The organism is Brevibacterium aurantiacum (genome assembly GCF_007558825.1).
GTDB classification, from domain to species: domain Bacteria; phylum Actinomycetota; class Actinomycetes; order Actinomycetales; family Brevibacteriaceae; genus Brevibacterium; species Brevibacterium aurantiacum_A.
The window spans coordinates 1-26997 of the sequence record NZ_VLTK01000005.1 but is presented as its reverse complement, the minus strand read 5'-3'; the positions used below and the strand labels follow the sequence as shown (position 1 = coordinate 26997).

26 protein-coding genes and 3 tRNA genes are annotated in these 26997 nt (G+C 63.4%); 19 read left to right on the top strand and 10 right to left on the bottom strand.

Features of this window, described 5'->3' with window-relative positions; translation table 11 throughout:
- Positions 1–324 precede the first annotated feature (324 nt).
- The gene (locus tag FO013_RS09905; protein ID WP_143922395.1) at positions 325–1644 is read left to right on the top strand and encodes a glutaminase; all 1320 of its coding nucleotides are present in this window, start codon (positions 325–327) and stop codon (positions 1642–1644) included.
- A 125-nt stretch (positions 1645–1769) separates the two neighbouring features.
- Complete coding sequence (locus tag FO013_RS09900; RefSeq protein ID WP_143922394.1) at positions 1770–2588, top strand: siderophore-interacting protein; 819 nt, start codon at positions 1770–1772, stop codon at positions 2586–2588.
- Between the two features lie 34 nt (positions 2589–2622).
- On the opposite strand, the gene FO013_RS09895 is transcribed toward FO013_RS09900, so the two are convergent.
- The 5 genes from FO013_RS09895 to FO013_RS09875 form a co-directional block, all read right to left on the bottom strand.
- Positions 2623–4776 carry a choice-of-anchor I family protein gene (locus FO013_RS09895; protein WP_186293042.1) on the bottom strand — a complete coding sequence of 718 codons (2154 nt, stop codon included), beginning with the start codon at positions 4774–4776 and terminating at the stop codon, positions 2623–2625.
- A 141-nt stretch (positions 4777–4917) separates the two neighbouring features.
- Positions 4918–5817, bottom strand: coding sequence for a dihydrodipicolinate synthase family protein (locus FO013_RS09890; RefSeq protein WP_143922393.1), 900 nt, complete (start codon positions 5815–5817; stop codon positions 4918–4920).
- A complete protein-coding gene (locus FO013_RS09885; RefSeq protein WP_143922392.1) occupies positions 5814–6677 on the bottom strand; it encodes a ribokinase in 864 nt (287 codons plus the stop codon). Before FO013_RS09885 ends, FO013_RS09890 begins: the two co-directional genes overlap by 4 nt.
- A 71-nt stretch (positions 6678–6748) precedes the next feature.
- Positions 6749–7177 (bottom strand): organic hydroperoxide resistance protein, encoded by a 429-nt coding sequence (locus tag FO013_RS09880; RefSeq protein WP_143922391.1) that lies wholly within the window; start codon positions 7175–7177, stop codon positions 6749–6751.
- 192 nt (positions 7178–7369) lie between these two features.
- Positions 7370–7442 (bottom strand) — tRNA-His (locus FO013_RS09875).
- A 224-nt stretch (positions 7443–7666) separates the two neighbouring features.
- Between FO013_RS09875 and FO013_RS09870 the strand changes: the two genes are divergently transcribed.
- From FO013_RS09870 to FO013_RS09845, 6 genes are all read left to right on the top strand, one after another.
- Positions 7667–9352, top strand: coding sequence for a hypothetical protein (locus FO013_RS09870; RefSeq protein WP_143922390.1), 1686 nt, complete (start codon positions 7667–7669; stop codon positions 9350–9352).
- 109 nt (positions 9353–9461) lie between these two features.
- A complete protein-coding gene (locus FO013_RS09865; protein WP_143922389.1) occupies positions 9462–11048 on the top strand; it encodes a hypothetical protein in 1587 nt (528 codons plus the stop codon).
- A 54-nt stretch (positions 11049–11102) separates the two neighbouring features.
- Positions 11103–11837, top strand: coding sequence for an ASCH domain-containing protein (locus FO013_RS09860; RefSeq protein ID WP_143922388.1), 735 nt, complete (start codon positions 11103–11105; stop codon positions 11835–11837).
- Between the two features lie 93 nt (positions 11838–11930).
- Entirely contained in the window at positions 11931–12221 is a 291-nt protein-coding gene (locus tag FO013_RS09855; RefSeq protein ID WP_143922387.1) for a DUF3618 domain-containing protein, read from the top strand.
- Complete coding sequence (locus FO013_RS09850; protein WP_143922386.1) at positions 12214–12534, top strand: GroES family chaperonin; 321 nt, start codon at positions 12214–12216, stop codon at positions 12532–12534. The genes FO013_RS09855 and FO013_RS09850 overlap by 8 nt, the downstream gene beginning before the upstream one ends.
- 110 nt (positions 12535–12644) lie before the next feature.
- A tRNA-Lys gene (locus FO013_RS09845) sits at positions 12645–12720 on the top strand.
- Positions 12721–13186: 466 nt separating this feature from the next.
- Here FO013_RS09845 and FO013_RS09840 read toward each other — a convergent pair.
- Entirely contained in the window at positions 13187–13825 is a 639-nt protein-coding gene (locus tag FO013_RS09840; RefSeq protein ID WP_143922385.1) for a GntR family transcriptional regulator, read from the bottom strand.
- 203 nt (positions 13826–14028) lie between these two features.
- On the opposite strand from FO013_RS09840, the gene FO013_RS09835 reads away from it, so the two are divergent.
- The 9 genes from FO013_RS09835 to FO013_RS09795 all read left to right on the top strand — a co-directional run bounded on the left by FO013_RS09835 (position 14029) and on the right by FO013_RS09795 (position 22008).
- Positions 14029–15309: an NRAMP family divalent metal transporter gene (locus tag FO013_RS09835; RefSeq protein ID WP_143922384.1), complete on the top strand. Its 1281-nt coding sequence runs from the start codon at positions 14029–14031 to the stop codon at positions 15307–15309.
- 2 nt (positions 15310–15311) lie between these two features.
- Positions 15312–16112, top strand: a complete 801-nt coding sequence (locus tag FO013_RS09830; protein ID WP_143922383.1) for a LamB/YcsF family protein — start codon at positions 15312–15314, stop codon at positions 16110–16112.
- Complete coding sequence (locus FO013_RS09825; protein ID WP_143922382.1) at positions 16109–16933, top strand: putative hydro-lyase; 825 nt, start codon at positions 16109–16111, stop codon at positions 16931–16933. The genes FO013_RS09830 and FO013_RS09825 overlap by 4 nt, the downstream gene beginning before the upstream one ends.
- A complete protein-coding gene (locus FO013_RS09820; protein ID WP_143922381.1) occupies positions 16930–18627 on the top strand; it encodes a 5-oxoprolinase subunit B/C family protein in 1698 nt (565 codons plus the stop codon). The genes FO013_RS09825 and FO013_RS09820 overlap by 4 nt, the downstream gene beginning before the upstream one ends.
- A 3-nt stretch (positions 18628–18630) precedes the next feature.
- Complete coding sequence (locus FO013_RS09815; protein ID WP_143922380.1) at positions 18631–20376, top strand: acetyl/propionyl/methylcrotonyl-CoA carboxylase subunit alpha; 1746 nt, start codon at positions 18631–18633, stop codon at positions 20374–20376.
- Between the two features lie 106 nt (positions 20377–20482).
- Positions 20483–20956, top strand: coding sequence for a thioredoxin-dependent thiol peroxidase (bcp, locus tag FO013_RS09810; RefSeq protein ID WP_143922379.1), 474 nt, complete (start codon positions 20483–20485; stop codon positions 20954–20956).
- Between the two features lie 67 nt (positions 20957–21023).
- Positions 21024–21105 (top strand) — tRNA-Leu (locus tag FO013_RS09805).
- Between the two features lie 133 nt (positions 21106–21238).
- Positions 21239–21703, top strand: coding sequence for a GNAT family N-acetyltransferase (locus FO013_RS09800; RefSeq protein WP_143922378.1), 465 nt, complete (start codon positions 21239–21241; stop codon positions 21701–21703).
- Entirely contained in the window at positions 21700–22008 is a 309-nt protein-coding gene (locus FO013_RS09795) for a hypothetical protein (RefSeq protein ID WP_143922377.1), read from the top strand. Before FO013_RS09800 ends, FO013_RS09795 begins: the two co-directional genes overlap by 4 nt.
- Here the strand turns inward: FO013_RS09795 and FO013_RS22340 are convergent.
- From FO013_RS22340 to FO013_RS09780, 3 genes are read right to left on the bottom strand one after another with little or no spacing between them, the layout of a single operon-like run.
- Positions 21986–22261, bottom strand: a complete 276-nt coding sequence (locus FO013_RS22340; RefSeq protein ID WP_186293041.1) for a hypothetical protein — start codon at positions 22259–22261, stop codon at positions 21986–21988. The two genes, FO013_RS09795 and FO013_RS22340, sit on opposite strands and share 23 nt — an antisense overlap.
- 17 nt (positions 22262–22278) lie before the next feature.
- Positions 22279–22908: a maleylpyruvate isomerase family mycothiol-dependent enzyme gene (locus tag FO013_RS09785; RefSeq protein ID WP_143922376.1), complete on the bottom strand. Its 630-nt coding sequence runs from the start codon at positions 22906–22908 to the stop codon at positions 22279–22281.
- Positions 22909–22930: 22 nt separating this feature from the next.
- The gene (locus FO013_RS09780) at positions 22931–23689 is read right to left on the bottom strand and encodes a FadR/GntR family transcriptional regulator (RefSeq protein WP_143922375.1); all 759 of its coding nucleotides are present in this window, start codon (positions 23687–23689) and stop codon (positions 22931–22933) included.
- A gap of 71 nt (positions 23690–23760) precedes the next feature.
- Between FO013_RS09780 and FO013_RS09775 the strand changes: the two genes are divergently transcribed.
- Together FO013_RS09775 and FO013_RS09770 are read left to right on the top strand one after the other, a co-directional pair.
- Positions 23761–24645: a carbon-nitrogen hydrolase family protein gene (locus FO013_RS09775; RefSeq protein ID WP_143922374.1), complete on the top strand. Its 885-nt coding sequence runs from the start codon at positions 23761–23763 to the stop codon at positions 24643–24645.
- Positions 24646–24729: 84 nt separating this feature from the next.
- Positions 24730–26073: an APC family permease gene (locus FO013_RS09770; RefSeq protein ID WP_143922373.1), complete on the top strand. Its 1344-nt coding sequence runs from the start codon at positions 24730–24732 to the stop codon at positions 26071–26073.
- Between the two features lie 239 nt (positions 26074–26312).
- Here the strand turns inward: FO013_RS09770 and FO013_RS09760 are convergent, their stop codons facing one another.
- On the bottom strand, positions 26313–26945 hold the full coding sequence (locus FO013_RS09760; protein ID WP_143922371.1) for a TetR/AcrR family transcriptional regulator C-terminal domain-containing protein: 633 nt from the start codon (positions 26943–26945) through the stop codon (positions 26313–26315).
- Positions 26946–26997: the final 52 nt, after the last annotated feature.

The window sequence follows — 26997 nt, the reverse complement described above, 5'->3', positions numbered from 1 at the left end:
GAAGCAGAAGCAGACAGCCACTCCTCCGAGATCTGTCTTCGCCTGTGCGGAACCGACTGCTGCCCAGGTGGTCAAGCAGCCGACGGAATGGATCTCGTGCTCAGCTCCTGCGCTGAGACCTCCACGACCGGTGGCAGCACGAAGCACCTCGGACATCTGGCCCGATCCGGTGGCATATCGGGGATGCGGGTGGTGGGCCTGTGCTGTCCCGCGTTGGACTCCCCACCAGCACGAGGTGTGTGAGAATAGCACTCGGACATCGGCGGCCCGCAATACACTCAGCCGAATCTCATCCCCGATCTTCATCACACTGCAGGAGGTGCAATGCGATCCCCTATCCCTGACTTCTTGGACGAGACGCTCGATCGTCACAGGTCAGACCGGTCCGGTGCGAACGCGGACTACATTCCGGATCTGGCCTCGGCCGACTCCGAGAAGCTGGGCATCTGCATCTCCACACTCGACGGGGTCGAATACACCTCCGGGGATTCGGAGTTCGAGTTCTCCATCCAGTCGATGTCGAAGCCCTTCATCTACGGCTTGGCGATCGAGCAGGAAGGGCTGGCCGCAGTCCTCGACATGGTCGGTGTCGAACCCAGCGGAGAGGCCTTCAACGAACTCTCTCTGGACAAGATGTCCGGCAAACCGCTCAACCCGATGATCAACGCCGGTGCCATGGTCATCCATTCGCTCCTGGGCGAACCGGGAACCTCACTGGCCGAACGGATTGAAATCGTGCGGGCCGGACTGTCCGAGTTCGCCGGCCGCCAGCTGCGTGTCGACGACTCGGTGGCTGAAGGCGAATGGGGTGAGGCCTACCGCAATGTCGCGATCGCCAATATGCTCCGGTCATATGGTGTCTACACTGACCAGCCCGATGAGGTGGTCCAGGGGTATATCGCCCAGTGCTCGATCCTCATCACCACCAAAGATCTGGGAATCATGGCCGCCACACTGGCTGCGGGCGGACTCAATCCGATCACCGGCAAGCAGGTGCTCTCACCTCGCGTGAACCGTCAGGTGCTCGGCGTCATGATGTCGTGTGGCATGTACGACGCTGCCGGTGACTGGATGACAGAGGTCGGTGTACCCGCCAAGTCCGGAGTCTCCGGCGGAGTCTTCGGGGTACTGCCCGGACAGGTCGGCATCGCCACCTTCTCTCCGCGCTTGGACAAGCACGGGACGAGCGTTCGCGGAGCCAACATCTTCAGGACTCTCTCGCGCGAGCTGAGTCTTCACATCATGGACGCCCCCGAGCCTGCCCGCTCCATCATTCGCCGTGACAGGCGCTTCGTGGATTCTCAGGGCGTCATGGTGCGCATCTGCAGCCTGCAGGGCCTCATCCAGTGGAGCGGTGCCGAAAACGTCATCCGCACAATGGACGCCCCCGAATCCAATGTCGAGGCCTTCGTCCTCGACCTGCGCCGGGTCAATGAGATCAATGGGGTGGCCAGGCGCATGCTCACCGAGGCGATGAGTCGGCTCGAGGAGGATGGAAAGCGAATAGCGCTCATGGATCCCGAAGACATGCTCCTCTGCAAGAGTCCGAGCTCGTCTCTGCCAGAGGTCGAATACATCGACTCTCCCAAGGCACTCAAGGGCCTGCGTAGGCTGCGTGAGGACTGGTCTCAGAGAGCCGTCTGATCCGGTCAGACACGGCCATTTGCTAAGGTGAGGCTAACTACACTTTTTGTGTCGGTGACGTCGGCGGCCATCGCCGGCGACCCACCCGAACAGCCAAGCTCTGATACATCCCAGGAAGGCTCTCGATGTCGACCACCCCAAGCACGCCCGACCGCTCAGCTCGACCACCCCGCCCACAGGCCGTCATGACGGTGCAGGAGGTGACAAGGATCACTCCGAATCTGATTCGGATCAAGGTCGGCGGTGACGGCTTCGACGCGATCTCGAGCAATGAGTCGACGGACAAATACGTCAAACTCATGTTCGCCGATCCCGCACACGGGCTGATACCGCCGTATGATCTGACGGACCTGCGGGAGAACTCCCCAGAGAAGCTCCCCCGCAACCGCACCTACACAGTGCGTGAGATCTGCGAAGACGAGAAATGGCTCTCCGTGGACTTCGTCATCCACGGCGATGAGGGCGTTGCGGGCCCCTGGGCCAAGACCGCGCAGACAGGCGACACCATCGTCATGGTCGGCGCAGGAGGCAAGTACCGGCCGAATCCTGACGCCCAGTGGCATCTGCTCGTCGCCGACCACACTGCGATCCCTGCCGTCAGCGCCGCCCTCGAGGCCATGGACCCCGAGGCGAGAGGCATCGTCATCGCCGCTGTCACAGACGAGGCCGACCGGCTGCTGCCCGAAGCACCGGCTGGAGTCACCGTGGTCTGGGTCGACGATGACGACGAACTGATCGCCGCCGTTCGCGGCCTCGACTGGCCCGAGGGAACTCCGCAGGTCTTCGCCCACGGTGAACGAGAGACGATCAAAACGATCCGGACAGTCTTCAAGGAGCACGCGGTGCCACGCGAAGCGCTGTCGATCTCAGCCTATTGGGCACGAGGTCGCGCCGAGGACCAGTTCCAGGCCGAGAAGCGCGAACCCATCGGCAAGATCGACTGACACAGCGTCAGCTCGACTGACGTCGCCTCAGCGCTCAGTCCAAACCGGCTGAGCCGAGGTCCTCGGCGATCGACCGTGCCGGACTGGTTCGCTCGCCTTCGCGGCGCTGGCCGCGGCGACGTGTGAGGAAGACGGCCAGGACGCCGAAGCCGATGAGAGCCAGCGCGATACCGCCCAGAATGAGGTACTGGCCCAGATCAGCACCGGTGCGCGGGAGCGAGCCCGCGTTGTCGTCAGCCGCGTCTGTTCCATCGGAGAAGCCTGCGTCGCCCTTCGCCGCCGAGTTCGAAGCGTCGGCTCCCGTCTCGGAGTCCGCAGCGGCATCTTCGGCTGCACCAGCGGAGTCGCCTGCACCGTCGGTGTCCACCTCGTTGTCAGAATCCACCGAAGCCTCAGAATCCACCGAAGCATCGGAGCCGGCCGAAGCACCTGCATCCGCCGAGTCATCGGAATCGGCACCCGCGCCGTCGTCGTTGAGATCGGCGACAGAGTACAGGCTGGTGGTGCCTGAGACTTCGTTGCCGACGACGAGGGCAGCTTCGCCTGTCGGAGACTCATCAGCACCCAGGAAGGCAATTCCTTCCGGACCAAGGTCGCCGGCCTTGGAGAGCAGGGCATCGGGATCGGAGGCGTCCTCGATCTCGTCTTCGACGGAGACCGAGAAGTCACGGTTGTTGAAGTAGGTGACGAATTTCGGGTTCGAGGGGTCGCTGAGGTCGAAGGCGGCGATTCCACCTACCCGTTCGAAGCCGACGAAAGCGTAGGTGGTCTCCCCCACCTCACCGACGGTCAGAGCCTCGGGCTCTGGGCCCTTGTCATCGCTGCGTCCCTCGCGATTCGACTCCGAGTGGTTGGAGTTGAAGAAGTCGGGAATCGCCTCGGCGGTCAGCTGTTCGAAGCTGTCGCCCGAGTCGGCCACGAGTACGCCATCGGTCGTCCACACGGAGAAGGAGCGGGTGCCGAATGCGTAGAGTTCCTCGTAGCAGTCACCGCTCTCGTCCAGCCCCAGGTCGGTGATGATGTTGAGCCTGCCCAGGGCCTCGTCACCGAGCTGGCCAGCCAGCGGAGAGTTCTCGCACACGGGTGCCAGTCCGTCCTCGCCGAGGTCCTTGACCCTGGCCGCGTCGACGAAGTCGCCCCATTCCCGTGAGTCTCCTTCATTGGCGGTGACCAGGTAGTCGGTGCCTCCGGATGAGAATGAAGAGATCGTGTCGGGCATGTAGGCACCCTTCAGCCCCGGGTGCTCTGCGATGTTCGTCTCCGGCGCGTCCTCTGGGTCGCGGTCGGAGGCGTCGAGCCCGTTCCCTGCCTGCCCATGATCTTTGACGCCCAGCGGAAGAACGTCGGTGACCTCGGCGGTGGCGATATCGACGACGGCGATCGCGTTCGCCTCCTGCAGGGTCGCGTACGCCTTGTCGCCTGCGACGGTGATGTATTCGGGTTCGAGATTGCGAGAGATAGGCAGATCCTTGTGCGGCTTGGGCCCGAACACGCGAACGTCGTCGTGCAGCGTCTTCGAACCGCCTTCTTCGAAGTCGTGGAAGTCAGCGGTGTGCACGTCCGATTCCTTCGGTGCGGCCACCTCGGCGGGCAGGTCGACCACGGCCACGGATCCTTCCGGATCCGTGGCGAAGTCTTCGGACGGCTCCCCTTCGTTGGCCACGAGCGCGTGCGCACCGTCGGGGGTCAGCGCCACCATGTCCGGCAGCGATCCGACAGGGACGGTTCCCAGCACCGTCGCCGAGGTGGTGGTGGCGTCGAAGAACATCAGTGATCCCGGTGCGGTCTTGTCCTCGTCCTCAAGCGCGATGACGCCGAGTCCGTCATCGCGGACGGCGATGGAGTTCGCGACGCTGGAGCCGGCGAGGGCACCTGTCTTCTCAGGTTTCCGTGGATCCGAGATGTCGATGATGTCGACTGTCGCGGCCTCAGCATTGACGGTGAATGCGGTGTCGCCGTGAACAGCGGTGATCTCCGCGGCGGACTCGTCGAACTGACCGGTCTCATGAGAGCCGAGGAACCCGAGATCCAGGCTCGCATCCGGGGCGGAATGGCTGATCGGTTCCGCCACCTCTGCCGCCGACGCCTCGCCGAAGCCGATCACCGTCGCGGCCGTGCTCAGGCCTGTGGTCAGCAGCAGGGCAGTCAGTGCGGCCGTGATTGAGCGCGAAGTGGACGGATGCGTCATCGGTTCTCCGGAGTCGAGGTGATCGAGAGGGCGAAACTGCCCGCAACCACTCATATATAGGCACACGGCCTGTCTCTGTCTCGAACTCCGGGTGGATTCCGGATGAACCCTCCTGCTCCGGAGGAACCCGCGTAGGACCGGTCAGTCGAGATTGAGGGTCGCGACCACCTCGGCGACCTTCCTCTTCTGGGCATCGGTGAGACCGAGGATCGGCAGCGGCAGGGAGTGCGGGGCGACCAACCCCAGATGTTCGGCGATCGCGGCTGTGACTCGGAGGCTGCCGCTGAATTCGGAGAAGAGGTCCCACAGCGGTTGGAGTTCGGCGGAGAGCTCCGACGCCCGGTCTGCTTCGCCGTTCTGGGCGGCTCGTGTGATCGCGAGCATCGGAGTCGGCAGGGTCCCGCCGACTGCCGTGTACCAGGCATCGCAGCCGGCGTTGAGGCCGGCAGCGCCGAACGCGTCGCCGGAGATCCCGATCGTCACCTGGTTGCCGGTCGCGGCACGGATCCGCTCGACATGTGCGCTGAAGTCCGGTGGCGACATCGCCTGTCCTGGAATCTTGATCGAGTCCACGCCTTCAAGTTCGGCCAGCCGTGCGTAGAGATCAAGGGTGAACGTGAAGTGCGTGGTGCCCGGATTGTCGTAGACGACGATGGGAAGATCGGTCGCCGAGGTGACAGTCCGGAAGAGCTCGAACACATCGTCGGTGCTCAGCTGCTGGTAGCTGACGGGGGCGAGCAGGAGCCCCTGGGCACCAGCGGCTTCCGCCGAGCGGACATTGGCCATGACCTCGCGCGTGCGCAGGGCGCCGATGCCCACGAACACGGGGATCCCGGCGGCATGCTCGACGGTCATCCGGGCGACTCGAGCACGTTCTTCAGCGGTGAGGTAGGCGTATGACCCGGTCGATCCCAGGGCAGTGATCGAATCGACACCGGCCGTGACGAGACGCTGGATCAGCCCCGCGTAGGCAGCCTCGTCGATCTCCTCGTCGCGGATCGGCGTGAGGGGGAAGGCGCTCAGGCCCGTGAACAAGGTCATGTCTCAGTCTCCGTGGATGTCGTCGATGGCAGGTAGTGCTCGAGCGGGTGAAATTCTGGTTGGGCCGCAGGGTCCATGACGGCGTCGGCACCGACAGCGTTGGCCACCGCCAGCGCTCGGTCGAGGGAATGCCCCGAGGCCAGCGCGATCGTCAGTGCCGCACAGAAGGCGTCTCCGGCACCGACGGTGCTGATCGGACGGCGCGGCAGAGCGTTCGCGAAGGCAACTTGCCGACCACGTTCGAACAGAGCAGACCCCTTCGCACCATAGGTGATGGCCACGAGCCGCGCCTCGCGCAGCTGCGGGAGCAGGTCGTATTCGGTTTCATTGACGATGATGAGATCGGCCCGCTCGATGACCTCGGCAGGCAGGGGCAGTGCCGGGGCTGCGTTGACGACGAACCGTCCTTCGACGGAATGTGACAATTCTGTTATCAAGTCAAGGGAGATCTCGAGCTGAGTGAGCACAGTCTCCTGCGCCGGGAAGCTGCGACCGGCGATGCTCACGTGCGCGTTCGCGCCTTCGCAGACCGCGATCTGATTCTCGCCGTGCGCATCAACCATGATGAGAGCGGTTCCGGTCTCCGAATCGACGACGGCAACGTCTTTGATCCCGACGCCGGCGCCCTGCAGTGCCGATCTCATCGCCGTGCCCGAGGCGTCGGAGCCGACGGCGCCGACCATCCTCGTCCGTGCACCCAGCCGTGCTGCGGCCGCAGCCTGGTTGGCGCCCTTTCCTCCTGGACTGTGGATGAGGCGCCCACCGCCGATTGTCTCACCTGCTTCGGGCAGGCGGTGCGTGAGCGCGGTGATATCGGCGTTGATGCTGCCGACGACGGTGAGATCAAGGTCAATGCTCATGTGGTCGTCCATCACTCAAGTCGGCACCCGAGAAGAATTTCTCGGGTGCCGACATGGTCAGAAGCTGATGGTCAGGAGCCGTTGACGACGAGCTCGACTGGAATGTTTCCGCGGGTGGCCTTCGAGTAGGGGCACAGCTCGTGGGTACGATCGACGACCTTCTGAGCGGTGTCCTGGTCGGCTCCGGGAATGGTCACGGTGAGCTTGACGCTGATACCGAAGCTCTCCCCCTCCTTGCCGATTCCGACTTCGGAGTTGACGACGGACTTCGAGGTGTCGACCCCGAGCTCCTTGCCGGCCAGGCCCATCGCACCCTGGAAGCAGGCTCCGTATCCGACAGCGAAGAGCTGTTCCGGATTCGCTCCTCCACCGGGTCCGCCCATCTCCTTGGGGGTGCGCAGGTCGACGTCGACTGCCTTGTCATCGGTAGCGCCGTGACCATCCCGGCCTCCGGTGATCTCGGCCTTTGCGGTGTAGACAATGCTCTCTGGGGTATTCATCAACCGTCTCCTGTTCGTCGAATCATGATTCACAGATCGGGTCCTTCACGAAGAAGGTACCTGAGACCGAGTATTGTCACTTCACCGATGGAAGTCCAGGGGGCGGCCCTGCGATCGGCTGAAAGAGGACCAGGGATGAGAAAAGCCCCGGTATCCGTGATTTCTCTCGGACTCCGGGGCTTATCTGCTCGGGGTGAGTAACGGGACTTGAACCCGCGACATCCGCGACCACAACGCGGCGCTCTACCAGCTGAGCTATACCCACCGCATGCGCTGCACCTTGGCGCAGACAGCAAGATATATCCTAACCTCACTCAGGCACCCGGGCAAACTCACAGCCGATATGGTGCACAATGAGACACAGATCTCCTGACGTGCAACGATTCAGTAGCGATGTATAACGGTTTCGGAAAAACGGTAGGAGCACCCGATCGTATTCAATAGTATTGTCACGGTCCCACCCTCAATCTTATTCAAGGAACCCTGTACATGGCTCGTGCGCTGATCTCCGTCTCTCAGGACGGGTTCACCTATCTCACCCTCAACGGGGCGACGAGTCGCTACTCCGACACCGGACAGGCCATGACCTACCTTGGCGACTATGCCAGGGAGACAGCGACCCAAGTGCCTGTGACCATCGACGATGGCAAGCAGGAAGTCGACGTCCTCCTCGACGAGACCGGCAAGATCGCCCCCGCCGCTTCAGCATCCCCGGCACCTCCCACCGAGCCCCCTCAGGAGTCTTCTTCCTCGGCGGCATCTGCGGTCGCAAACGGGGACACATCGGCAGATGAGGCCGCGACCACCTCCGCGATGGACACCACCTCTGCTGAGGAACAGACAGCACATCAGCAACAGCCGAACACCGACACCGAGGCGGGAAGCGGGGACGACTACCCCCTGGGCACCCCATTCTCTGGACCGGCTGCCCCCAGTGCTCCGACGGTCAAGCGCACCCGGGTGCGCAAGCATGCACCACAGCACAGAAGGTCTTCGCAGAGCCGACCCCAACGTCTGAAGAAGATCACCGTGCCCGGCCTCGTGCTCATCGGCATCGTGATCCTGATGATCGGGGCTTTCGTCATCCCGAACATCGTCCCGACCAGTTCCCAGGACTCGCCGCAGACGATCGAATCCGAAAAGCAGATCAATCCGGCTTCCGAACTCTCGGTCGACAAGACCGAAGACGTCGTCCCCGGGTTCGACAACTCACCGAAGTGGGAGACGAAGATCCCTCAGGACGCCTCGGTGACAGCCTCGGATCGTGGTGTGCTCGTCGTTGACGAGGGCAACCTCGAGGTGCTCGACTCCAGCACAGGAAAGACCCGCTACTCGGGAAAGACCAGCGAAGCCCCGACGTTCGCCGTCGACACGATGATCGACGGCAAGCCCGCCCTGCTGTGGCAGGCCGGCAATACTGCCGAGGCGCTCATCGACGGTGAGGACAAGCCCAAGACCTACCAGCTGCCGGAGAATGCTCGCATCACATCGGCCGGCAAAAGCGTCCTCGTCAAGTCCGGCAACCGACTGTCGACGTTCGGCGCTGATGGGCTCGAGAACGTCCCGACTCCCGCATCAGGGTCGACGCCCATGGCGATAGAGAACGACGAGCTCTTCAGCTCCGACTGGAACGGTCCCGTCAAGGCGAAGGACATCAAGTCCGGTGACGAACGTTCCATCAAGTTCGAAGCTCCCGCCGATGGGCTCCAGATCATCAAATGGGTCTCTGCGGGCCACGGCAAAGCGGTCACCCTGTGGGGTGAGCAGGGGGCTTCGACGAACTCCGGCCACCGCATCCAACTCGTCGTCCACTCCCTGGAGGACGGGTCCATCCTGTCGACTGTGACCACCACTACCGACATCGTCGGTGAGATGTCATGGGTACGCGGGCAGGGTGGAAAGCGGGCATACATCGGCCCGTACCTCTTCGATCTGGAATCCGGGCTGCTGCTCATGGACACCTCCAGCAAGGACATCCACCTATCTGAACCACGGGGCACGATCGTCCCCTGCACCGTCGACAACGACGATTCCTGCCTGCTGGCGGGCAAGCACGCCTACCGCACAGACACCAACCTGCTGGCACTGACCAACGACGGCGGAACTGCCATCGTCGACGGCGCCGATTCGACGATTCGCGCTTTTGATAAGCCGTCCGAAACGAGCGAGAAATAGACTCTGACTTTCTCACCCTGGACGTAGCCATTAGGATGGACAGCGACGTGCCTGTCTGTCATGTCCCCTTGTATGTTTGATGCCGGAGCCCCCACCGCGAAGGAACACAGTGCCAGCTACACACGAGCTCAGCCGCGCGGCGGCCGCCCTCGGCACTGCTCTTGCCCTGATACTCCTGCCGATCACAGGCACCATCGCTCCTGCAAATGCGAGTTTCACGGACTCCGGCCAGACCAGCTCATCGAGCTCTGGGAACACAACTTCCGATCCTGACGGATCCCCTGAAGGAGCTATAGCTTCGGATCCAGGCGAGGCGATCGATTCCGTCACGGCCGATTCCGATTCTGGAAGCTCCGAGGCCGACGACACCGCTGGAGACGAAGGGGCAGGATCCGAGGCCGAAGCGGACAACGACACCGAGGCCCCCGAAGACGACCCCGCCTGCGACACACCCAGTGATGGTGGCGACGCCAGCGCCCCGTGTGAGGTCGAAGACCCGATTGGCTCGACATGGAACCAGTCCGCGCAGACTATGCAGGTCTCCGGCATGCCCAGAAGCTGGGAGGGTAAGGAATTCGCCGGCCCGGCAGAAGAAGACGAAGCCAAACGCTGGCCAACCCAGAACTCTTCGAACTCTGCCAATGACTCCGATTCTGCGGCAGATGGGAGCGAGCCCGACAGCGCCACCGACGACAGTGGAAACTCCGTGCCCGAGGCAACGGAGAATGCACCGGCGAAGTATTCGTTCGATGAGGACGGCTACGTTCTCGACGCCGAAACAGGCGAACGGATGGTATTCACGGAGTTCGACGATCCGCCGAACCCCGAATGGACATTCGTCTCAGACGGAGAAACCATCACCGTCGAAGATGGTGAGCCTTACCCGCCGCCAAGCGACGAGGCTGAAAGCGAAGCGAGTTCAAACAGCTCCAACGATGCTGACAGCACCGACAGTGGCGCGAAGGACTCATCCAACGACGCAGACCTGAGTGCCTCCACCGATTCGGAGTCGGGCACCGACGGCACAGACGTCGACTCCTCCGCCGGCGACAACTCGGACTCCAACACCTCATCGGATTCGGAGAACGAGTCGTCCTCGGACACCTCTTCTGACTCCGATTCCTCAGAGTCCGCAAACGCTGATTCCGAGGGATCCGACACCTCGTCGGACGCCGATTCGTCCAACCAGGATTCTGATTCGAACTCCTCATCGATATCCGACGGCTCCGATTCCGGCAGCTCCGATAGCCAAGGCAGCTCGGACCAGAATGGCGGCAAGGACGACAAAGGCTCCGCAGACAAGGACGGAACCTCCAGCGATAGCGATGGCGGGCCAGTCGGCGATGACTCCACCCCAGACCCTGCGACCGGCAACGGCTCATCGGACACACGCGATGAGATTCCCGGAGACGTCGGCGACGATTGGATGCCTGGAAACGGCGACTCCCCGCCTCCGGACTACTCGGATCCCGTCCCACAGAACCCCGACACTCCCGTACCGGATGATGACAAGGACCTCATCACCGGAGGCGAAACTCCAAAGCCTCGCAGCGACAAACCACCATCGACCTCGTTCGGTGAGTCGATTGCGTCGACGATTGCAAGTTCGTGGCCGATCTTCATCCTCGCAGCCTCAGGTATGGCCGCCGTCGGATTCATCATCTGGATCGTCGGCCGACGCAAGAAACAGAACTGAGCCGATTCAGAACTGAGCCCACCTCAGTGGTTCATGCTGTTCTAAGATCACAGCATGAACCTCTACGACTCAGAACTCCAGGTGATCGCCGTCGCCGAATCTCTGGCAGCCACACTCGGTGCCGATGAGAATCACACGGTGGCAGCCGCCGTCATGGACACTCATGGTCGCATCCACACCGGCGTCAATGTCCACCACTTCACCGGTGGGCCCTGCGCTGAGCTCGTCGCCATCGGCAATGCGGCGGCCGCCGGAGCAGGTCCGCTGGTGACGATCGCAGCCGCCGGAGATGGCGGCCGGGGCCTCCTATCCCCCTGCGGACGCTGCCGTCAGGTCATTCTCGACCTGCACCCCGACGCACTCGTCGCAGTCCCCAGATCGGGGTCTGCCGGGCCTGCCGGGTCTGCCACGATTGCTCCGATCTCCGTGCTCCTCCCCCACTACTACCGTCAGCCGGATTCGGCACCCCAGCGCCTCCTGAGGTTCCACCCTCGCTATTACGAGGCGGCCACCTCGGGGAGGAAGAACCTGACCGTGCGATGGAAGGAATCCCACTCGCCAGGCCCTGCCTTGGCCTATTTCGAACACACCGAGCACGCGCCTGTGCCCGTTGACATCACCTCGGTGAATACCCATCGATTGAGCGAGCTGACAACGCAGATTCTGCAGTTGCAAGCTGGGTCGAGCATCGAAGGATATGTGGCAAATCTGCGCGATCACTACCCGACCATGCCTGAGGACGCGGACGTCGATGTCGTGACTTTTCAGCTCTCCGCAGTCAATATCTGACACCGAGAGAATCAAGCGGTTAAGCTTGACATGAGGCACCGTGACACCCCGTCACGTGCATGTTTGTATTCTCGACCCGGAGGACCTGCCCCGATGACTGACAATGTCTACACCTCAGATGTGACCGTCGACTCAGCGTCACCCAGCCAGCTGGCGGAATCGATTCGCCTGCGCGAAGAGCGCATCGCGGACAACATCGATGAACTTGTGGGCCGTGTCCACCCCAAGGTCCTTGCGACTCGCGCCGCCAATAAGGCGAAGTCCGGCGTCGTCGATGAAGAGAGCGGCTCGGTCAAGCCCGAAGCTGTTGCCCTCGGCGTCGGCGCCGTCCTCGGCGTGGCCGCACTGATCGTTGGCCTCTCCGGCCGCAGCAAGCGTGGCTGAAGCCTCTCTGCCGATCCGGATGCTGCATGACCGGATGCTGCTGGATCCGGGCGAGGAGGCCGGCGAGCGCAAATCCTCGGCCGGAATCGTGATCCCGGCAACCGCAAGCATGGGGAAGCGTCTCGTGTGGGGCAAGGTCGTCGCGGCCGGTCCCCACGTGAGGCAGGCCAACCTCGGCGATACCGTCCTCTATGACCCTGAGGAACTCGCCGAGGTGGAGCTCGAGGGGAGCGCGTATGTGCTCCTGCGTGAGCGCGACGTCCACGCGATCTCGGAGCCACCGGAACAATCGAGATCCGGGATGTACCTCTGACCTGCAGGTATGCGAGCTACCTCACAAAACCTCAAATGAGTGGTTCTCAGTTTGCAAGAACCCTGGCAACCTGAGTAATATTAATTCTCGTTGCGCGGCAAGCGCAGCTCGCACCTCTAGCTCAATTGGTAGAGCAACTGACTCTTAATCAGTGGGTTCCGGGTTCAAGTCCCGGGGGGTGCACCACAGTAGGGAAACCGCCGTTCGGATCATCCGAACGGCGGTTTCCTGTTTGTCTCCTATGGCAAGCAGCTGCCCGAGGGTGGCCGCTAGCGCTGGCGTCGAGCCGGCGCCTTAGCTGTAGGTCGGACCGGTGACCTGCCTGCTGTTCGGGCCCTGCCATTCATTCGGGTTCTATACGGCTTGAGCGCATTCTCCGAGACGCCGCAGCCGTCTGCACACTCAAGCATGGGGTTCAAGTTGGCTCCGTCACCGGGCTCCGCAGCAGCGGCTGTGTCGATGAGACGGCCGTAGCAGTCGGGACAGAGATATGGTGCATACTTCATTGCGCACTCCTCGCAGATCGACCACTGTCTGATCTGCCGTTAGACATGCAGGCTCAGGGCCGACATGGGCGTATGCAATCTGCACAAACACGTCGTTCTCAGTCTAGCAGTCGGGCTCAACGGGCCCTGTGCTGAGATCAGCGTGCTCAGTCCTGGCCGGCGCGCGCATATGCGCCGAGGACCTGACGTTCGGAGTCACCGAGGTAGGCACCGAGTTTCGCGGCCGCCCCCCTCGGGCTCTCATTGAGGTAGGCATCAAGGACCTCTTGGTTGCGTTCGACGAACGGCGCATGAAGGAAGTCGAGGACCTCGACTTTGAGGAAGGCCAGGCGCAGCTCGGCCAGCACATTCCCGAATGAGCGCATCAGGCGCGAGCTGTCCGACAGTGAGACCACGGCATTGTGGAAGGACATATTCAGCGTCCCCACCCGCAGCCAATCATCGGCGGCCGCGGCCGTGTGCGCAGCCTCGACGGCCCGGCGCATCTCCTCGGCGCCCGGGTGGTTCTTCGGAGCGTTCTCGAGCACAGAGCACTCGATGTGCCGCCGCACCCGGTAGATATCAATGACGTCCGAAGTGTTCGGCGAGGCCACCGAGACCCCACGATGGGGGATGTGATTGACCAGCCCCTGCTCCCCCAATACACGGAAGGCTTCGCGCAGCGTGTTCCGGGAGACATCGAACTCCTTTGCCAAGGCAGCTTCGGACAAACGGGCACCGGGGCGAAGCTCGCCGGCGATGAGTCGGTCGGTGAGCTGATTGACCAGGGACGATTCGTGATTCACAGTTCCATCCTAGTGATCGGGGCAACAAATAGCCCAGAATCATGAGGACAATTCCAGAACTGAAATGTGACTCAGATCTATTCTTGTTGAACAATCCATGCTAGATTGTCTAACGCTTCTTCGATAGTGATGCGGACCACCACCGTGGCTGGCTCTCTGTCCCATCGGGAAGCGGACCACATTCCAGGCAACTTGGAGACCCCATGTCACAGCCACAAGAACAGACGCCGCATAACCATGCGCCTGAGGACCGGACAGCGAAATCCTCGGTCAAGGTCAGCCGCAGCGCGATCCTCGGCGCGATCTTCCTCATGGCCACCTCGGCGATCGGCCCGGGATTCATCACGCAGACGGCGACCTTCACCGCCCAGATGGGCGCGGCCTTCGCCTTCGCCATCTTCATCTCGATCCTCATCGACATAGCCATCCAGCTCAATGTCTGGCGCATGATCACGTCCTCGGGCAAACGTGCGGCTCAACTCGCCTCCAGCGCCATCCCGGGCACGGGCATCCTCCTGTCGATCCTCATCGTCATCGGCGGTCTGGCCTTCAACATCGGCAACATCGCCGGCGGCGGTCTCGGACTCAACGCCCTCCTCGGCATCGACCCGAAGCTCGGCGGCCTGCTCACCGGCGTGCTGGCCATCGGCATCTTCCTATTCAAACGCGCAGGCAAGGTCGTCGACACCGTCGTCATGGTCCTCGGAATCGGAATGATCATCCTCACCGTCATCGTCGCGATCGCCTCCAACCCACCGGTCGGTGAAGCGATCAAGCAGAGCGTCCTGCCCGACACGATCAACTTCGCCACCATCACGACCATCGTGGGAGGAACTGTCGGCGGTTACATCACCTACTCGGGAGCCCACCGCTATCTCGACTCGGGCAAGACCGGACCGGAGCATGCTCCCTCCGTGATGCGCTCGGCGCTGACAGGCATCCTCGTCACAGGTGTCATGCGCTACATCCTGTTTCTGGCCATCCTCGGCGTCGTCGCCTCGGGAGTCGCCCTCGACCTCAGCGGTCAGGTCGCCAACCCTGCCGGTCAGGCCTTCGCCGCAGTCCTCGGCGATGCCGGAATGCGCATCTTCGGCGCCATCTTCTGGGCAGCGGCACTGAGCTCGGTGATCGGCGCGGCCTACACCTCAGCGACCTTCCTGTCCGCGTTCTCCAAACGCCTCGGCAAGGGATGGCCGCTGCAGCTGGCCACGGTCGCGTTCATCACCGTCTCCCTCATCATCTACCTCATCGTCGGTACAGCACCGGCGACCCTGCTCGTCTTCGTCGGCGGATTCAACGGACTCATCCTGCCGATCGGCCTGACGATCTTCATGTACATCGGCTGGTTCAGGCCACGCCTGCTGCGAGTCGACAAGTACCCCAGGTGGTTGCTGATCATCGGCACCGCGGCAACACTGGTGATGTGGTACACGGCCGTCGGATCAGTCGGCCCCATCTTCGCAATGATCGGAATCGGAGGGTGACAATGACCGCCACAGATAAGAACGCCACCAGCACGGTGAGCATCGACCTCAATTCGGACCTCGGGGAGAACGTTCCCGACCGCGTCGTCAGCGACGATACCGCGATGCTGGACCTGGTCTCCAGCGCCAACGTCTCTTGCGGGTTCCACGCCGGCAGCCCCGAGGGCATCCGGGCGACCCTGGCAGCGGCGACGAGGGGCGGGGTCGTCATCGGCGCCCATCCCGGCTATGACGATTACGAGGGATTCGGTCGTCGTCCCCTCGACGTTCCGGCAGCGACCCTGCAGGCGCAGGTCGAGTACCAGATCGGTGCCCTCCTGGGCCTGACCGCAGCCGTCGGCGGCTCGGTCGCCTACGTCAAACCCCATGGCGGCCTCTACAACGCCATCGTCCGCGACGAGGCGCAGGCCAAGGTCGTCGTCGATGCGGTCAAGGCCGTCGATGAGCGCCTCGTGTTCCTGGGTCTGGCCGGCAGCGTGGCCAATCGCGTAGCCGCCGAGGCTGGGCTGAATGTGGCGGCCGAGGCCTTCGCCGATCGCTCCTACAACCCCGATGGCTCCCTGGTTTCGCGCACCGAACCCAATGCAGTGCTGCATGACCCGCAAGCCGTGGCCGCACGCGTGCTCAGGCTCGTCCAGACCGGACAGGTCGAAGCCATCGACGGTAGCCTCGTCGATGTCGACGCCCAGTCGATCTGCTTCCACGGCGACAGCCAGGGTTCGATCGACATGGCCCGCGCCGCACGAGAGCTCCTCGAATCCTCGGGTGTGACGATCGCTGCGTTCGCCGGTGCCGGTCGATGAGCAGCGCACCACATACCGGCGGAGCACACAGATCGGCTCGATCGCAGAAATCGGCTGGAGCGCAGGCTCGCGAGCGCATCCGGGCCGGGTCCACCGAACCGACTTCGGGTCTGGCTCCTGGTCTGGTTCAGGCCAACCTCATCGCGGTTCCGGCCGATTGGGCCTTCGACATGCTGCTCTTCGCCCAGCGCAATCCGAAACCGTGCCCGGTCATCGATGTCCTCGAGCCTGGGCAGGTCGAATCAGCCCTGGCCCCGGGCAGTGATCTGCGCACAGACATTCCCGGCTACAGACTCTGGGAGAACGGGTCGCTCGTCGGCGAGGTCGACGACGCCAGTGCTGCCTGGTCCCAGCATCCCGACCTCGTGTCCTTCCTCATCGGGTGCAGCTTCACCTTCGAGACCGGGCTGCTGGACGCGGGCATCCCGATCCGACACCACGATGCCGCCCGCAACGTCCCCATGTACTCCACCTCGATCGCATGTCATCCCGCCAGTCGGATCCACGGCAACATGGTCGTGTCCATGCGCCCCATCCCTGCCCGTCAGGTCGCCGAGGCGGTGCGCATCACCGACCGCTTCCCCTCCGTCCACGGCGGCCCCGTCCACATCGGAGAACCCGAACAGATCGGCATCACAGACCTCCACTCCCCCGACTTCGGCGATGCCCCGGCGATCCGGGACGGCGACATCCCTGTTTTCTGGGCCTGCGGAGTCACACCCCAGCTTGCCATCCAGGCTTCGGCCCCACCGTTCGCGATCACGCACTCCCCGGGCCGGATGTTCATCACCGATGCGCCGGAAGGCAACTACCGCCAATGATCGACAACCTCGACTTCCACACCGCCTCTCGCCGCCATCTCCTCGTCGAATGCCCGAACCTGGCCTCGACGATGCACCTGCATCAAGCGCTGGAGGCAGCCGAGCTCGACGGCGTGGACGAACTGGTCCCCGCCGCGCGAACCGTACTCATCCGCTTCAACCCGGCCCGCACCTCGGCCCCGGTGCTTGCCGACCGGATCCGCAGTCTCGAGCACACAGGGACGGATTCCGCCGAGCCCCGTGAGGTCACGATCGACGTCCACTACGACGGTGAGGATCTCACCGAGGTGGCCGATCTTCTGTCGCTGTCGACCGCCGAGGTCATCACCCGGCATCAGCGCGCAACCTGGCAGGTCGCTTTCTCCGGTTTCGCCCCCGGATTCGGCTACCTGGCCGGTGACGATCCGATCTTCACCGTTCCCCGCCGGTCCTCACCGCGCACCCGTGTGCCCGTCGGAGCTGTGGCCCTGGCCGGGGAATTCACCGGCGTCTACCCTCGTGCCTCCCCCGGCGGCTGGCAGCTCATCGGGCGCACCGACGCCAGACTCTGGGACCTCGATCGCGAACCGCCGGCCCTGTTCGTCCCCGGGACCATCGTGACCTTCCGGGAGGCGAAGCGGGAATCAGTCACGGTCTCTGAGGCAAGCGCGGAATCCTCGTCGTCGCTGAAGGGTGCGCCTGCGCAGCCGAAGTCATCGCCGCAGCCGGATTCATCGTCACAGTCGGACAGAGTCGCATCGGCGCATGCCTTCACAGTCATTCGTCCCGGACTTCAGCTGCTCATCCAGGACCTCGGACGGCCCGGATTCGCCGCCATGGGCGTCTCAAGCGCCGGAGCCGCCGACCGTTCGGCGCTGCAAGCCGCCAACCGCCTAGTCGGCAACTCCGAAACCACAGCCGGGCTGGAGAGCTTCGGCGGCGGGGCGAAGCTGGCCATCACCGGTGCCGGTGTGGCCGCTGTGACCGGGGCGTATGCCGCGATCACCGTGACATCTGCCGACGGTGCCGTGTTCCAGCACCACCTCGGCGAGGCCTTCTCACTGGTCAACGGGGACGAACTCGAACTCGGCACGACCGAGCGCGGGACCCGGGCCTATATCGCCTTCCGGGGCGGGATCGAGACGGAGACCGCACTGGGCAGCGCCTCGGCCGATACCCTGGCCCATCTCGGTCCGGCACACCTGGAGCCGGACTCCACCGTTGCCCTCGGTCGACCGGACTCGGCACCTCACCTCGTCGATCCGGTCCGTGGCTCGGGCCACGAGCGGCATCTGCCCGCACCGGGAGAGACCATCGAGATGTCGGTGACCTTGGGACCGCGCGATGATTGGTTCACCTCGGCGGGAGTCGAGACTCTGCTGGGCCAGGAATGGACGGTCACCCACGAATCCGATCGCGTCGGGCTCAGACTCTCAGGCGTTGTCCCGCTCGAACGCTCCCGCACCGGTGAGCTGCCCAGCGAGGGTGCCGTCACCGGGGCACTGCAGGTCCCGCCAAACGGACAGCCTGTGCTCTTCGGCCCCGACCACCCGCTGACCGGCGGCTATCCGATCATCGCCAGCGTCGATGACACTGACCTGGCTGCGCAGCTGTCTCCCGGGGTCAAGATCCGCTTCGTCACCGACGCCTACCCGGCGACTGCCGATGCCATCACCACAGACCACACCGATCATTCACCGGAGAACGGACACTGAATCATGCCGACGATCCTCATTGCCAACCGCGGCGAAATCGCCGTCCGCGTCATCCGCGCCTGCTCTCACTTCGGCCACACATCGGTCGCCGTCTACGCCGACCAGGACCTTGAGGCCATGCACACCCAGCTGGCCGATGAGGCTTACTCCCTGCCGGGGTCCAGCGCGGCCGAGACCTACCTCAACATCGACGCGATCATCGCCGCGGCCAAGAAGTCAGGGGCCGATGCCGTTCATCCCGGGTACGGATTCCTGTCCGAGAACGCCGAATTCGCTGCTGCGGTTGAGGACGCGGGCCTCATCTGGATCGGCCCGACCGCGGACACGATCACCGCGCTCGGTGACAAGGTCACCGCCCGGCAGCTGGCCCAGCAGGTCGGCGCTCCGCTGGCCCCGGGCATCGACCGGCCGCTTAAGGACGCCGGCGAGGTTGAGGCCTTCGCCGCCGAACACGGACTGCCGATCATCATCAAGGCAGCCCATGGCGGGGGTGGGCGCGGAATGAAGATCGTCCACGAACTCGCCGAGGTCGCCGACGCCTTCGAATCGGCCACCCGTGAGGCCGTGGAGGCCTTCGGACGCTCCGAGTGCTTCGTTGAGAAGTTCCTCGAATGCCCCCGCCACGTCGAGGTTCAGATCGTCGGGGATGGCCAGGGACGCGTCGTAGCCGTCGGCGACCGCGACTGCTCTGCCCAGCGCCGCAACCAGAAGCTCATCGAGGAAGCACCCGCCCCCGGGCTCAGCGCTGATCAGCGCGAGCGCCTGCACCGTTCGGCCGAGGCCATCTGCGCCGAGGTGAACTACAGGGGTGCCGGCACCGTCGAGTTCCTGCTCGCCGCCGATTCCACGATGACCTTCCTCGAGGTCAACACCCGCCTGCAGGTCGAACACCCCGTGACCGAGGCAGTCTCCGGGGTTGATCTCGTCGCCGAACAGTTCCGCATCGCCTTCGGGGATGGGCTTTCCCTTTCTGCGACTCCCGAACCCCGCGGGCATGCCATCGAGCTGCGCATCAACGCCGAGGACCCGGGCCGCGGCTTCCTGCCCACACCGGGTCGCATCGATACCCTGACCGCCCCGGGTGGTCCCGGAGTGCGCTGGGACGCTGGTGTGCGGGCCGGTGACAGCGTACAGCCAGCCTTCGACTCCCTGTTCGCCAAGCTCATCGTCCACGGACCCGACCGTGATTCTGCGATCGCGCGCACGGTCTCTGCCGCCAAGGAACTGCACGTGGAAGGGCCTGCCACGGTGCTTCCCTGCTCGCTTGAGATTCTCACGGATCCGGCGTTCACCGGAGCCGAGCTGGGCATCCACACCCAGTGGATCGAATCCGAACTCCTCCCCCGCATGACGGCCCAGGACCGGCCGGCACCGATTCCCGAGTCATCGCTGCAGCGCATGGACATCGAGATCGACGGCAGACTCACCCGGCTCGGACTGCCGACTGCGCTGCTGGCTGGACTGGGCACCGCCGGTGGCGCCGGCAACGGTTCTGCCGGTGGTATCGGTTCGGACGGATCTGAGACTGACGCTGCGGAGACGGGGGCCGTGAGCGCACCTGTGCCCGGCAACCTCGTCGACTATCTCGTCGACGACGGCGCCGAGGTGGCCGAGGGCGACGATGTCGCTGTGCTGTCGGCGATGAAGATGGAGACCCGAGTTCAGGCTCCGGCGGCAGGTGCCCTGGAGCAGATGGCGAAGGTCGGCGACATGGTGGCTGTCGGTGAGGTCATCGCTCGCATCGGGTGAGGTCATCGCTCGCATCGGGTGAGGCTGATCTGTGTCCTGGTCTCGGACTAGAGTGGTCTGTGAACTGAGAATTTCGGAGAAGTTCCGAACGAGAAGAGGAGACACTATGCCACGTCTGTCAGTCGGCGACACTGCACCGGATTTCACCCTGGCCAATCAGGACGGGAAGTCTGTGACCCTCAGCGAATTCAAGGGACAGCGGGTTGTCGTCTACTTCTACCCTGCTGCCATGACTCCCGGCTGCACGACCGAGGCCTGCGACTTCCGAGATTCGCTCTCGGCGCTGTCCGCTGCCGGCCTCGTCGTGTTGGGCATCTCCCCTGACAAGCCGGAGAAGCTGAAGAAGTTCGCGGAGAAGGAGGGGCTGAACTTCGACCTACTCTCCGACCCTGACAAGTCCATGATGGAAGAATGGGGCGCATTCGGGGAGAAGAAGAACTACGGCAAGGTCGTCCAGGGCGTCATCCGCTCGACGCTCGTCATCGATGCCGAGGGTGCTGTGGAACTGGCCCAGTACAACGTCAAGGCCACCGGCCACGTTGCACGTGTGCGCAAGGCCTTGGGCATCGACGCCGCCTGATCGTTTCAGCATTGCGCACGACCGTTTCAACAACGTGGGCTCGTCCTGCTAATCTTGAGGACGTCGCGCGCGAGTGGCGGAATTGGTAGACGCGCTGGATTTAGGTTCCAGTGTCTGCGGACGTGGGGGTTCAAGTCCCCCCTCGCGTACACAATGGAAAACGGCCTCTGGTTCGGGAAATGTCCTCCCGGCCAGAGGCTTTTTCACATACTCTTGCAGTACATGTCGCCTTGCAGCGCTCCCATATCACCCGCAGAACTAAGAGGAAAGGTACGGACAGTCATGGCAGATTCCTCGACCACTTCGGTTCGCCCTGTTGAATCACCAGATGAGACTCGCTGGCGTGAGCTCTTCCGCGGCTACCGCGAGTTCTATCACCTGCCGGAATCCGAGGACATCGTCTCTCGGGTGTGGGGCTGGCTCATGGATACAGCACACGAATGCCAAGGCCTGGTCGCCGAGGCGGATGGCCGTATCGTGGCAATCGCGGACTTTCGGAGATTCTCGCGTCCGTCGACCGGCACGGTCGGTCTCTGGCTCGATGACCTCTTCACCGATCCCGAGGCCCGCGGAACAGGATCCGGACGTGCACTCATCACCCGTCTCCAGGAGATCGCAGCGGACGAGGGTCGTTCGGTCGTCCGCTGGATCACTGCCGACGACAATGCTCAGGCTCAGGTCCTCTATGACAAGGTGGCGACGAAGACCAACTGGCTCACCTACGACGCGAAGCCGACGGACACATGAGCGCTGAGACGGAAATTCTACTCTGCTGCCTGCTGTGGGCTCACGAGGGGTGCGGTGCCTCGCTCAGCGCCTATGAAGATGGGGTGCTCGCGCTTCTCACCGAACACGGCGGAGAAGTCGTCGACCGCGCCAAAAGCGACGGAAAGGACGGACACCCCGATGAAGTGCAGTTCTACCGCTTCGCTTCACCGGACGCCCTTGACTCCTACCTGAATGACCCTCGGCGACAGCAGCAGGCAGCTGAGCGCGATCGTGTCATCGCAAGAACTGAACTTTTCCCGATCACCTTCCTCCCTGCTGTGTGATTTGAACCTCATCGACGGTCTCGAGGTCGATTCTCGCCACACGTTCCGCTGACTCTGTGTAGTCACCGAGGCGATCGAGGATGACAGTGGGCCCTTCTTGGTCACGCTCCTCTACGGCATTCACCCTCGCACTTGTCTTCGCGGCCATCAGCCTCAGCATCGCGCTCGTAGTCACGATCATCGGCAATGTTCCGATCAACCTGCGCACCGGTCGCATCACCGAGGAGGCGGTGCCGAAGGAGTTCATAGCCATGCGCCGTCCCTGGGCGCTCAACTCAAGCGATGGCGCAGCTCCTCGGCGCCTTCTCCACGCAGCGACACGGCGAAGGTGGGGCGTCCCGCCATGGTCATCACCAGTTCGAGAAGATTCCCAGTGACTAATGGCCCGCTGCCACTTTCGAAGTCGGCATCCTCGGCCTCGAGCGACAGACCAGTGACAAGTGTTCTGCTGTTGACCGCGAAGTCTTTCTGCGCGAAGTAGCGAGCGACCTCCAGAAGCGCCGCCCGATCAGGGACAAGAGACAGCCCTCGCGGCTCAGCGATGTCCTGGCCGTGGACGATCACCTCGCCGAGGAAGGCCGGATAGTCCCTTGTCGGAGCAACTGTGAGCGTGGTCGAGTCGCGGAAGATCGCGAGAGTCTCTTCAGAGTTGCGGCCCCGGTAACGCGACAGCAGGCGAGCATTGTGCTTGGCCGGATTGAATCCGGCGGCGACGATGCTGCGAATCCATGCCCACCTGCCGGTCTTCACGGCGGCACTGAGATGAGCAACCACCTGTTCGACGCTCCAATCGGAACACAGCGATTGCGCCTGCCACTGGTCTGCGGCGAGACCGTCAAGGAGACTCAAGAGGCGAGCGCGTTCGGCGTGGATGTGCGTCCAATATTCTGATTCCCTCACAGCAGGTACCTCACATTCATGGTCAGTGGCCGAGGCCGACGAACATCTCTCGACGCAGAGCATCCACGTGAATGCGTGCGATATCGACGGCCGCCATCGGATCGTGGGCGCGAAAGGCGGCAACGAGACGGGCATGATGGTCGCGGCCCTCATTGAGCTGTTCCTGCGGATAGGGAACGAAGTACCTGGTCAGCGCCTCATAGCAGGCGAGATAAGTCGACACTTCCGGAAGGCCGCTGATCTCGGCGCACAGGCGGTGGAAGCGAGTGTCGGGGATGTGGTGCTCGTGCCAATCGGCGGCGCTCTTCGACTGCCGAATGAGGTCGTCGAGTTCATCGCACTGCGCCGCCGTCGCTCGCTGTGCGGCGGCAGCGACGATCGCACTCTCCATCAGGCTGCGCTGATCGATGAGCCGGAGAATCGATTGCTCGTCAGCCCGATAGGCCGTGACCGAGGAGTCATTGAGCGCCGGCGGATCGTCGGCGACGAAGGTGCCGCCCCCGCGCCCTCGACGGCGCACCAGGACTCCATCGTCGACCAGACTCTCCAAGGCACGGCGTGCGGTGATGGGACTGACTTCCAGGCCCCCTGCGATGAGCTCTGTGCGGGGTAGCTTGCTTCCCGGCGCCAGCAGCGCATGCTCGATCGAAAGCAGAACTCGAGCTCGGACAGTGTCGACGGCTGAGAGCCGTGTGACCGCCGCAGATCCCGGAGCCGTGAACAGGGCCTGGTCGACCTCATGGGCCTCCCGGTTCGAGGCACGCGAATTTTTTCCCGCCATGTGTTGAGTCTATCGGCCCACAAGTTTATAGTGTTCAAAATGAACACTTATCTCGAGCAAGGGAGCTGCCGGTGCCTCAGAGAGAACTGAGCGTCGGACTTGCTCAGCGCGCTCCGCTCCACGGCCCGAATGCGCTGGCCAGGCTGCACGCAGACGTCGAACGCACGCTTGCACGGCATCCTGAGATCGACATGCTTGTCTATCCCGAGCTCCACCTCCAGGGTGTCGACCACCTGCCGAATGATGAACAGCCGGCCGCGCTGTCACTGATGGCAATGCCCCTCGATGACCCCTTTGTGGCGAGGATCGGCGACGTCGCCGCAGCCTTCGGCATCTGGCTGTGCCCGGGAAGCATCGGCGAGTCGACCAGCACGGACGCGCAGCACAACACCCAGCTCCTCTTCTCCCCCGACGGGACGCTGGCCGCCAGCTATCGCAAGATGTTCCCGTGGCGGCCATTTGAGCCTCACCTCCCCGGAACGGAATTCGTCGTCGCCCCGATCGACGGCCACGGTGTGCTCGGTCTGTCGAACTGCTATGACGCCTGGTTCCCCGAACACTCCCGGCACCTCGCGTGGATGGGTGCAGATGCGATCATCAACATCGTCAAGACGACCAGCCAAGATCGTGAACAGGAGCTCGTCCTCGCCCGAGCCAATGCGATCGTCAATCAGGTCTACATGCTCAGCGTCAACTGCGCCGAACCAGTCGGCCGTGGCCACAGCATTGCCGTCGGCCCCGAAGGGCAGGTCCTCGCCGAGGCGGGTGCCGGTGAGGACACCCTTGTCGTTCGGGTGGACTCCGGCCAGATCCAACGCGTGCGAGCTCAGGGCACTGCTGGGACCAATCGAATCTGGTCGCAGTTCACCCCAGAAGACGCACCGATCCCACTGCCGCTCTACGGCGGACGGATCGACCCCGAGCAATGGTCCCCCCGCTATCGCGGGCACAACTGAGCCGAACGCCGACCGCAGCGATCCCAACTCACCGTCGCACCACCTCGGCGGCCCTATGTCACCACTGAGAACAATGGAGTAATCATGTCAGACACTGTCACACTCAAACGGACGCTCAAGCTGCCCTCGCTCGTCATCTTCGGCCTCGCCTATCTCACGCCGCTGATCGTCCTGGGGATCTTCGGCGTCATAGCCTCCGAAACCGGGGGCGCAAGTGCCAGCGCCTATCTGCTGGCGCTCATCGCGATGCTCTTCACTGCCAACAGCTATGGGCGCATGGCTGCTGCCTTTCCGGTCGCTGGGTCCGCATACACCTACGTGCGGAAGACCATCGATGGGCGAGTCGGGTTCCTCGTCGGCTGGGCGACCATGCTTGACTACCTGTTCCTGCCGATGGTCATCTGGCTCATCGGCGGTTCTTACCTGCAGGCACAGTTCCCCGGGGTGCCGATGGCCGTGTGGATCATCGGATTCATCATCCTCACCACCGCGCTCAACATCGTAGGGATCAAGGTCGCCGATCGCGTCAATCTCATCCTCATGTCATTCCAGATCCTCATCATCGCCTTCTTCGTCGTCCTGTCTCTGGCCGACGTCTTCGGCACTCATGGCGCGAGCGGTCTCTTCAGCGCCACCCCGTTCACCGGCGTCAATTCAAGCCTCGTTGCGATCGGCGCAGGTGCCGCGATCGCCGCGTATTCGTTCCTCGGCTTCGATGCAGTGACCACATTCACCGAAGAGACAATCGACCCCCGGCGCACCGTTCCGAAGGCGATCATGCTCATCGCGATCATCGGCGGCGGCATCTTCGTCGTCGTCGCCTACGCTGTGCAGCTGGTCCACCCCGGTGGAGTATTCGAGAACTCCGACGCCGCGGCATTCGAGATCGCGCGCAGGATCGGCGGTCACCTCTTCGGTGCCATCTTCCTTGCCGCTCTCGTGATCGCTCAGTTCACCTCGGGCATCGCGGCTCAGGCGGCGGGCAGCCGTCTGCTCTATGCGATGGGCCGTGACGGAGTCCTGCCGTCGCGCTTCTTCGGCAAGCTCAGCCCGCGCTTCCACACTCCTGTGCTCTCGCTGCTGGCAATTGCCGTGATCGGGCTGATCGCGATCGTCATGAACGTCGCGACTTCGACGTCGTTCATCAACTTCGGCGCTTTCCTCGCATTCATCATGGTCAACGTCTCGGTCATCGTCTTCTGGGCCAAGGAACGTCGCGCCGGTCGCCATCATGGGGTTCTGCTCTATCTGGCCGGTCCGATCGTGGGAGTGCTCGTCATCGGCTTCCTCGTCACTCAGCTCGATGTCCACGCCATCACGCTTGGGTCGCTCTGGCTTGTCATCGGTGCCGTGATCCTCGCCATCACGACCAGGGGCTTTCGGACTCAGCCGTCCGAGCTGGCCGTCGACGAGGTGGAGGCGGGGTGATCGGGACAGTGTCGGGCTGGACTCGCCCCTCCCCGTGACCGGCTCGAGCGTATGCCCTGCGGCCCGTGAGCATCGTCGGCCATCAGACTGCGAAGACCAACTCAAATCGCTCGCACACCACCGGCATGTCAGAAGAGAAAGCACGGTTGCTCTGCCCGTAGCACCGCCAGAACTGTTCGTGGTCCTCTCGCCACTCCTTAAGCGTGCGGCCGACCAGAACTTCTCGAGTGCGAAGCGTGTCACGCGGCACCCGCCTCCAACTGCAGTCGCAGTCCATCGACGAGCGCACGCAGACCCAGTTCGAACGCGGCCGTCGCCGACGAGGTGTCGGCGCAGAGTGGATCGAGGGCGGCACGAATCTCGGAGAACCGTTCGTCGGCTGAGTCCTGGGAAATGAGGTCGGCAGGGGCGATGATATCGAGGGCAGAGCCGAGGACGTGAGCTTCGACGGTGCGCATGACCGCCACCGTCCGCGACCTGGACCATCCGCCTCGGCGCAGACCCGCGACCACAGCGTCGTACATCTGGTAGGTCGAGAGGTCGCCGATCGACGTCGTCGCAAGCAATCGGATGAGATTCGGATGCGCGGCGAAGGCACGCAGGTACGACCGGGCCCAGGATTCGAGCGCCTGGTCCCAGCATTCCGAACGTTCGACTAGGCCGACTCGGGCAAACGCAGCCACGTCGATCTCGGCGACGATTCGAGCCCGCATGAGTTCAATGAGCTCACTGCGCCCGGACACGTGGTTGTACAGGGAAGACACCTGGCGGTCGACTCGTGCCGCGAGGATGCGCATCGACAGGGCCTCGGACCCTTCCACGTCAACGAGGTCAAGCGCAGCATCGACGAGCCGGTCTCTGTTGAGCCTCATATCGACCTCATCCCGTTATATTCATTGTCAAGCAACGGCCGGGCTCTTCTGC

Coding starts and splice junctions, on each gene's coding strand:
- FO013_RS22340 (WP_186293041.1), bottom strand. CDS start 22,261: ATGGCTATGAACTCCTTCGGCACCGCCTCCTCGGTGATGCGACCGGTG.
- FO013_RS09820 (WP_143922381.1), top strand. CDS start 16,930: ATGATCGACAACCTCGACTTCCACACCGCCTCTCGCCGCCATCTCCTC.
- FO013_RS09825 (WP_143922382.1), top strand. CDS start 16,109: ATGAGCAGCGCACCACATACCGGCGGAGCACACAGATCGGCTCGATCG.
- FO013_RS09815 (WP_143922380.1), top strand. CDS start 18,631: ATGCCGACGATCCTCATTGCCAACCGCGGCGAAATCGCCGTCCGCGTC.
- FO013_RS09835 (WP_143922384.1), top strand. CDS start 14,029: ATGTCACAGCCACAAGAACAGACGCCGCATAACCATGCGCCTGAGGAC.
- FO013_RS09795 (WP_143922377.1), top strand. CDS start 21,700: ATGAGCGCTGAGACGGAAATTCTACTCTGCTGCCTGCTGTGGGCTCAC.
- FO013_RS09870 (WP_143922390.1), top strand. CDS start 7,667: ATGGCTCGTGCGCTGATCTCCGTCTCTCAGGACGGGTTCACCTATCTC.
- FO013_RS09830 (WP_143922383.1), top strand. CDS start 15,312: ATGACCGCCACAGATAAGAACGCCACCAGCACGGTGAGCATCGACCTC.
- FO013_RS09780 (WP_143922375.1), bottom strand. CDS start 23,689: ATGGCGGGAAAAAATTCGCGTGCCTCGAACCGGGAGGCCCATGAGGTC.
- FO013_RS09860 (WP_143922388.1), top strand. CDS start 11,103: ATGAACCTCTACGACTCAGAACTCCAGGTGATCGCCGTCGCCGAATCT.
- FO013_RS09760 (WP_143922371.1), bottom strand. CDS start 26,945: ATGAGGCTCAACAGAGACCGGCTCGTCGATGCTGCGCTTGACCTCGTT.
- FO013_RS09770 (WP_143922373.1), top strand. CDS start 24,730: ATGTCAGACACTGTCACACTCAAACGGACGCTCAAGCTGCCCTCGCTC.
- FO013_RS09855 (WP_143922387.1), top strand. CDS start 11,931: ATGACTGACAATGTCTACACCTCAGATGTGACCGTCGACTCAGCGTCA.
- FO013_RS09895 (WP_186293042.1), bottom strand. CDS start 4,776: ATGACGCATCCGTCCACTTCGCGCTCAATCACGGCCGCACTGACTGCC.
- FO013_RS09800 (WP_143922378.1), top strand. CDS start 21,239: ATGGCAGATTCCTCGACCACTTCGGTTCGCCCTGTTGAATCACCAGAT.
- FO013_RS09890 (WP_143922393.1), bottom strand. CDS start 5,817: ATGACCTTGTTCACGGGCCTGAGCGCCTTCCCCCTCACGCCGATCCGC.
- FO013_RS09885 (WP_143922392.1), bottom strand. CDS start 6,677: ATGAGCATTGACCTTGATCTCACCGTCGTCGGCAGCATCAACGCCGAT.
- bcp (WP_143922379.1), top strand. CDS start 20,483: ATGCCACGTCTGTCAGTCGGCGACACTGCACCGGATTTCACCCTGGCC.
- FO013_RS09880 (WP_143922391.1), bottom strand. CDS start 7,177: ATGAATACCCCAGAGAGCATTGTCTACACCGCAAAGGCCGAGATCACC.
- FO013_RS09900 (WP_143922394.1), top strand. CDS start 1,770: ATGTCGACCACCCCAAGCACGCCCGACCGCTCAGCTCGACCACCCCGC.
- FO013_RS09905 (WP_143922395.1), top strand. CDS start 325: ATGCGATCCCCTATCCCTGACTTCTTGGACGAGACGCTCGATCGTCAC.